Origin of the sequence: Microbispora rosea (assembly GCF_044460045.1) — a bacterium.
Classification (GTDB): domain Bacteria; phylum Actinomycetota; class Actinomycetes; order Streptosporangiales; family Streptosporangiaceae; genus Microbispora; species Microbispora rosea.
In genome coordinates this window covers 64469-70546 of record NZ_JBITJO010000019.1, presented here as the reverse complement: position 1 = coordinate 70546, position 6078 = coordinate 64469, and the positions used below count along the sequence as shown (strand labels likewise).

Here is a 6078-nt window from a genome sequence, read left to right as displayed (position 1 = left end):
TCGCGCTGGCGGTGTTCTTCAGCCGGAACTTCCGGCTGTCGGCGACGCTGCGGGCGCTGTTCCTGGTGCCGTGGCTGCTGCCGCTGATCGTGTCCTCCTCGACGTGGTCGTGGATGCTCAACAGCGAGTCGGGCGTGGTCAACGCGGTGCTCGCGGCGGTGGGGATCGACCCGGTCAACTGGCTGACGTCGCCGGACTGGTCGCTGTGGTCGGTGACCATCGCCAACATCTGGATCGGGATCCCGTTCAACCTGGTGGTGCTGTACAGCGGCCTCCAGGCGATCCCCACCCACATCTACGAGGCGGCGGCCCTGGACGGCGCGACCGGCTGGCAGCGGTTCTGGCGGGTGACGTTCCCGCTGCTGCGGCCGGTCTCGGCGATCACGCTGCTGCTCGGGCTGGTCTACACGCTGAAAGTGTTCGACATCATCTGGATCATGACGAAGGGCGGCCCGAGCGACGCGTCCACGACGCTCGCCACCTGGTCCTACCGGCTGGGCTTCGGCAACATGCTGCCCTCCTTCGGCCCCGGCGCGGCGGTCGGCAACCTGCTGATCGTGATCGCCCTGGTCTTCGGCCTCGTCTACATCCGTACGCAGCGAAGGCAGGGGGCGGCATGACGGCGACCCGGCGCACCTGGTGGCGGACCGGCCTGGGCCTGGTGTTCACCGTGCTCATGCTGTTCCCGGTCTACTGGATGATCAACGTCTCGTTCACCCGCGACCAGGACATGCGCAAGTCGCCGCCGTACTGGTTCCCCGTGCACGGGACGCTTGAGGGCTACCGGGCGGTGCTGGAGCAGCAGGGGCCCTACCTCGCCACCAGCCTCGTGGTGGGGCTGGGCACCGTGGTCCTGACGCTGGTGATCGCGGCCCCGGCGGCGTACTCGCTGGCCAAGCTGCGCCCGCGCGGCGGCGGCGTGCTGAGCTTCGTGCTGCTGATCGCGCAGATGATCCCTGGCGTGATCATGGCCATGGGGTTCTACGCGATCTACCTGAGCACCGGGGTGCTGAACACCGTGCCGGGGCTGATCGTGGCCGACTCCACCCTCGCGGTGCCGTTCGCCGTGCTGATCCTCACCGCGTTCATGTCCGGCATTCCCGAGGAGCTGATGCACGCGGCCCGGGTGGACGGCGCGGGCGCGCTGCGCACGTTCTGGTCGGTCGTGCTGCCGGTCAGCCGCAACTCGGTCATCACGGTGTCGCTGTTCACGTTCCTGTGGGCCTGGTCCGACTTCGTCTTCGCCTCCACCCTCGACCAGGGCGGCGGCCACCAGCCGATCACGCTCGGCATCTACCACTACATCGGCAACAACAACCAGCAGTGGAACGCCATCATGGCGACCGCGGTCGTCGCGTCCATCCCGGCCACCGTGCTCCTCGTCATCGCCCAGCGCTACGTCGCGGCCGGGGTCACGGCCGGCGCCGTCAAGGACTGAGGAAGCGTTCCGCCCCCACAAGAACGTCGTCGTCCACCGCTCGCTCGAAATGTTAGCGCTAACACTTCGAGGCGGGGAGCTCCGCAGCGCCGGGAGTTCTCGTGGACGACGCGCAGAAAGGTGAACGTCCCCTCGTTCACGCAACACAAAGGAGTACCACCCATGTCCCGATCGGCATTTCCCCCCGGGAGTGCTTTAGCCCCGCGCCTCGGCCGCAGCCGGTTCCGGAGCGCGTCCCGCCGCGCGGCGGCTCTGGCGGCCGCGCTCGCGAGCGTGGCCGCCGGAGCCGCCCTCTCCGCCACGCCCGCGTCCGCGGCCACGGCGCCGACCACGGCGCCGACCACCGCGCCGACCACCGCGCCGGCCCCCGCGGCCACGCTCGTGGTGAAGGCCGACCAGCCGTTCCGACCGGTCACGCATGTCGCGACGGGCTCCCTGTACGGCCTCGCCGACGACGCGACGCCCTCCGACGACCTCGTCAAGGCCATCAAGCCGAACACGTTCGTCCAGATGGCTGTGGGCGGCAAGCAGCAGGCGAAGGGCGACGTGCTGGTGGTCGCCGGCAAGGCGGCCAGAGCGGGCGCGAAGGTCGTCAACCGCCTGTCGGACTACTACGCGGGCTGGCCGTACAGGTTCAGCTGGGACACCTGGCCGGGCGTCGTGGAGCAGCAGGTCAAGGCCGTCCAGGCGTCCGGAGCGACGAACATGGTTGCCTGGGAGCTGTGGAACGAGTCGGACAACACCTGGCTCGCGTCCAACGGCACCTACGAGGACTTCTGGACGAAGACCTTCCGCCAGGTGCGGTCGCTCGACCCGACCACGCCGATCCAGGGCCCGAGCTTCTCCGACAACATCAACGACATGGAGAACTTCCTGCGGAACGCGGTCGAGACCGACACGGTTCCCGACATCATCTCCTGGCACGAACTGATCAACTCGGGCAAGATCGTGGGTGACCTCGCCAAGGTCGACGCCATCATGAAGGACCTCGGCATCAGCCCCCGCCCGATCTCGATCGAGGAGTACGCGGCGCCGTCCGAGGTCGGCATTCCGGGCTCCCTGGTGGGATACATCGCGAAGTTCGAGCGTTACGGCATCCACGACGCGGAGCTCGCGTTCTGGAACGGCTACGGCGCGCTCGGCGACCTGCTGACCGGGACCGGCGGGAACCCGAACGGCGCCTACTGGCTCTACAAGTGGTACGCCGACATGAGCGGGGACATGGTCACCACCACCCCGCCCAACGCCACGACCGGCCTCGACGGCGCCGCCGCCGTGCCCGCCGACAAGAAGCAGGTCAGCGTGGTCTTCGGCGGCGGCAGCGGCGCCACCGCCGTCAAGGTCGACGGACTGGACAAGCTCGCCCTGGGCGGGACCGTCCACGCGAAGCTCGAGTACACCCCGTCGTACGGGCGCACCAACCCCGTCGCCGGCCCGATCACCATCTCCGACACCGTCTACCAGGTGACCGACGGCTCCATCACCGTGCCGGTGGCGATGAGCTCCGCCGACGCCTATCACCTGGTGATCAGCGGCGACGGCGAGGCGACCGGCCTCGAGAGCACCTATCGGATCACCAACCTCAACAGCGGGCTCGCGCTCGACACCCACGATGCGGGGACATCGGCCGGGACCCTCGTGAACCAGGCCACCGTCGCGGGCGGCGCCACGCAGCGGTGGAAGCTGGTCTCCACCGGTTCCGGCCTCCACAAGGTGGTCAACGCGGCCAGTGGGCTGGTGCTCGGGGTGAAGGACGCCTCGTCCGGCAACGGCGCGTCCACCGTCGTGGAGACCGACACCGGCGGCAACACGCAGCTCTGGCAGGTCGTGCCCGACGGGAAGGGCCACAACCAGCTCGTGAACTACGACACGGGCCTGGTGCTCGCCGTCGACGGCATGAGCAAGGACTCGGGCGCCCAGGTCGTGCAGTGGAGTGACACCACCGTCACGTCCTCCGGCATCGGCGGCACCCGGGTGACCGGCAAGCTCGGCAAGGCCGTCGCGCTGTCCGGAGCCAACCAGTACGTCAACGTGCCGCGTGGCGCGGTGAGCGGCGTCACCGGCGACTTCACGGTCTCGACGTGGGTCAACCCCACTAAAAACTCCACGTGGTCGCGCGTGTTCGACTTCGGCACCGGCGCGTCGAACTACATGTTCCTGACGCTCACCAATGGCGCCGGGCTCCGGTTCGCCATCACGACCAGCGGCGCCGGCGGAGAGCAGCTGATCAGCTCCACCACGTCGCTCCCGCTCAACACCTGGTCGCTGGTGACGGTGACCGTGTCCGGCACCACCGGCACCCTCTACGTCAACGACAAGGTCGCAGGCACCAACGCCAATCTCACCCTGCGCCCGTCCAGCCTCGGCAACACCACCCAGAACTGGATCGGCCGCTCGCAGTATTCGGGGGACCCCTACCTGGCCGCCGCGGTGGACGACTTCAACGTCTACAGCCGCGCGCTGACCGCGTCCGAGGTGTCCACGCTCGCGACCGGGCAGGCCGGATCGGGCGACGTCCTGCGCTACACGTTCGACGAGAGCACGGGAACGGCCGTCGCCGACTCGTCGGGGAACGGACGCAACGCGACCCTCGTCGCCAGCCCGGCGCCCGCGACCGGCGCCGCCGCCGTCCCCGACCACTTCTGGACCCTCGCGCCCTACCTGACGATCAAGGGCGTCTCGGTGGCCGACGGCGCCACCGTCTCCGGCACGCCGACCTTCACCGTCGACCTCGGTGGCGCCGCGTCGGACGTGTCCTACACCTACATCGAACTCAACCGCGACGGTGTCTGGCTGACCGACAACACCAAGGCGCCCGGCAGCCACAACGACGGGCTCCACCCCGACCTCGTCCTCGACACCACCGCCTACCCGAACGGCACCTACCAGCTCAAGATCGACGCGGTCGGCGCGAACGGGCTGACCACCGAGCGGATCGTCCCCATCGTCATCGGCAACCCTGCGGCCTGGGCCGCCACCTCGGTCTACGACACCGGCGACCAGGTGTCCTACAAGGGCTCGGTCTGGCGCGCCTCGTGGTGGACGAAGAACCAGGCCCCCGGCGACCCGTACGGCCCGTGGCAGGAGATCGTGTCCACGTCGGACGGCACCGCTGTCTGGACCCCGTCACGGATCTTCGTCGCCGGCGACCGGGCGGAATACCAGGGCGTCGCCTACGAGGCGAAGTGGTGGACCCGCAACCAGAAGCCGGGCGACCCGAACGGTCCCTGGTCGCGCATCGGATAAAACCGGCCGATGTCGTGGGCCGGGCGTCCTGGTTGAAGCAGGTGCGGGCGCCCGGCCCTTCATCGTGTCATGCCGGTCCTGGGGTCTCGGCACCGTCTCCGGAGACGGTGCCGAGCTTGTCGGGGTTGCTGACCACGTAGATGTCGCGCACCTGCTCCCCGCCCGCGTCGAGATCGAGCACCATCACCGCGAGGGGCGCGTCCTCCTCGAAGACGACCACGGAGGGGTCGCCGTTGACCTGGCGGTAGCGGACGTCCACGCCGCCGCGCGCGTTGGCCACGACCACGCGGGCGACCTTGTCGCGGCCACGGATCGGACGCGGCCCGCCCGCCGCCGACTTGCCTCCGCCGTCGGGCCACAGGACGACGTCCGGCGCGAGCATCTCCATCAGCGCGGGCAGGTCACCGCCGAACGCCGCCTCGACGAAGCGCTCGGTCACCTCCCGGTGCGTACGCCGGTCGACCCGGGCGCGGGGGCGCCGCGCCTGCACGTGTTCGCGGGCCCGGTGGGCGACCTGCCGGATCGCGGCCGGGCTGCGGTCCAGCATGTCGGCGATCTCGGTGTGCTGGTAGGCGAACACCTCGTGCAGGACGAACACGGCCCGCTCCAGCGGGGTGAGCGTCTCCAGGATCACCAGCAGCGCGATCGACACCGACTCCCCGCGTACGGCGGGTTCCGCGGCGTCGGGGCCTGTGACCAGCGGTTCCGGCAGCCACGGGCCCAGGTAGGTCTCCTTGCGCCTGCGCAACGCGCTCTGATGGGCGAGGGCCTGGTTGACCGCGACACGCACCAGGTAGGCGCGGGGATTGTCGATGCCGGCCACATCCCGTGCCGCCCACGCGAGCCACGTCTCCTGGAGCACGTCCTCGGTGTCGCCGACCGTGCCGAGCATGGTGTAGACGATGGAGAACAACAGCTCGCGGTGGCCGGCGAACACCTCGGAGGCGTCGGCCGGGGGACTTTCACGCATCATTGGACTCCTTACCGCTAACGGATACCGGATCAGCGCGTCGCGTGCAGCACCAGGGCGGGATCGAGCGCCAGCGTGGCGACCGCCAGGCCGAGGAACACGATCGCCAGGTAGAACTGGGGCGAGAAGTCGCCGACGCGCAGATGGGTGTACAGGGCGCAGACGAAATAGAGGACGAGGCCCGCGGCGGCGGCCGTGCCGACGAGGGGCACGCCGAGCAGCCCCAGCGCGAGTCCCAGCGCGCCCAGGGCCTTCAGCGCGCCGATCGGCCAGACCAGCCACGACTCCGGCACGCCGGCTCGGGCGAGCGCGGGGCCGAGGGTACGCATGATCGGCGCGAACCGGGTCATGGCCGCGAATCCGGAGAACGTGTCGAAGGCGATGGTCACCACAGCGGCGACGACGTAGGCGGTCGGCATCGGAG

5 protein-coding genes are annotated in these 6078 nt (G+C 69.7%); 3 read left to right on the top strand and 2 right to left on the bottom strand.

Annotated features, from left to right (window positions below; all coding sequences use genetic code 11):
• From ACIBK1_RS40110 to ACIBK1_RS40100, 3 genes are all read left to right on the top strand, one after another.
• Positions 1-620, top strand: a 620-nt coding sequence (locus ACIBK1_RS40110; protein ID WP_396740872.1) for a carbohydrate ABC transporter permease, incomplete at its 5' end; no start/stop codon positions are given.
• Entirely contained in the window at positions 617-1438 is an 822-nt protein-coding gene (locus ACIBK1_RS40105; protein WP_396740870.1) for a carbohydrate ABC transporter permease, read from the top strand. The genes ACIBK1_RS40110 and ACIBK1_RS40105, both read left to right, overlap by 4 nt.
• A gap of 162 nt (positions 1439-1600) precedes the next feature.
• Complete coding sequence (locus tag ACIBK1_RS40100) at positions 1601-4684, top strand: LamG-like jellyroll fold domain-containing protein (RefSeq protein ID WP_396740868.1); 3084 nt, start codon at positions 1601-1603, stop codon at positions 4682-4684.
• A gap of 67 nt (positions 4685-4751) precedes the next feature.
• Here ACIBK1_RS40100 and sigJ read toward each other — a convergent pair whose 3' ends face one another.
• A complete protein-coding gene (gene sigJ / locus ACIBK1_RS40095; protein WP_030509800.1) occupies positions 4752-5654 on the bottom strand; it encodes an RNA polymerase sigma factor SigJ in 903 nt (300 codons plus the stop codon).
• A gap of 32 nt (positions 5655-5686) precedes the next feature.
• On the bottom strand, positions 5687-6073 hold the full coding sequence (locus ACIBK1_RS40090; RefSeq protein WP_387075135.1) for a DoxX family protein: 387 nt from the start codon (positions 6071-6073) through the stop codon (positions 5687-5689).
• Between the last annotated feature and the right edge of the window lie 5 nt (positions 6074-6078).

Coding starts and splice junctions, on each gene's coding strand:
- ACIBK1_RS40105 (WP_396740870.1), top strand. CDS start 617: ATGACGGCGACCCGGCGCACCTGGTGGCGGACCGGCCTGGGCCTGGTG.
- ACIBK1_RS40100 (WP_396740868.1), top strand. CDS start 1,601: ATGTCCCGATCGGCATTTCCCCCCGGGAGTGCTTTAGCCCCGCGCCTC.
- sigJ (WP_030509800.1), bottom strand. CDS start 5,654: ATGCGTGAAAGTCCCCCGGCCGACGCCTCCGAGGTGTTCGCCGGCCAC.
- ACIBK1_RS40090 (WP_387075135.1), bottom strand. CDS start 6,073: ATGCCGACCGCCTACGTCGTCGCCGCTGTGGTGACCATCGCCTTCGAC.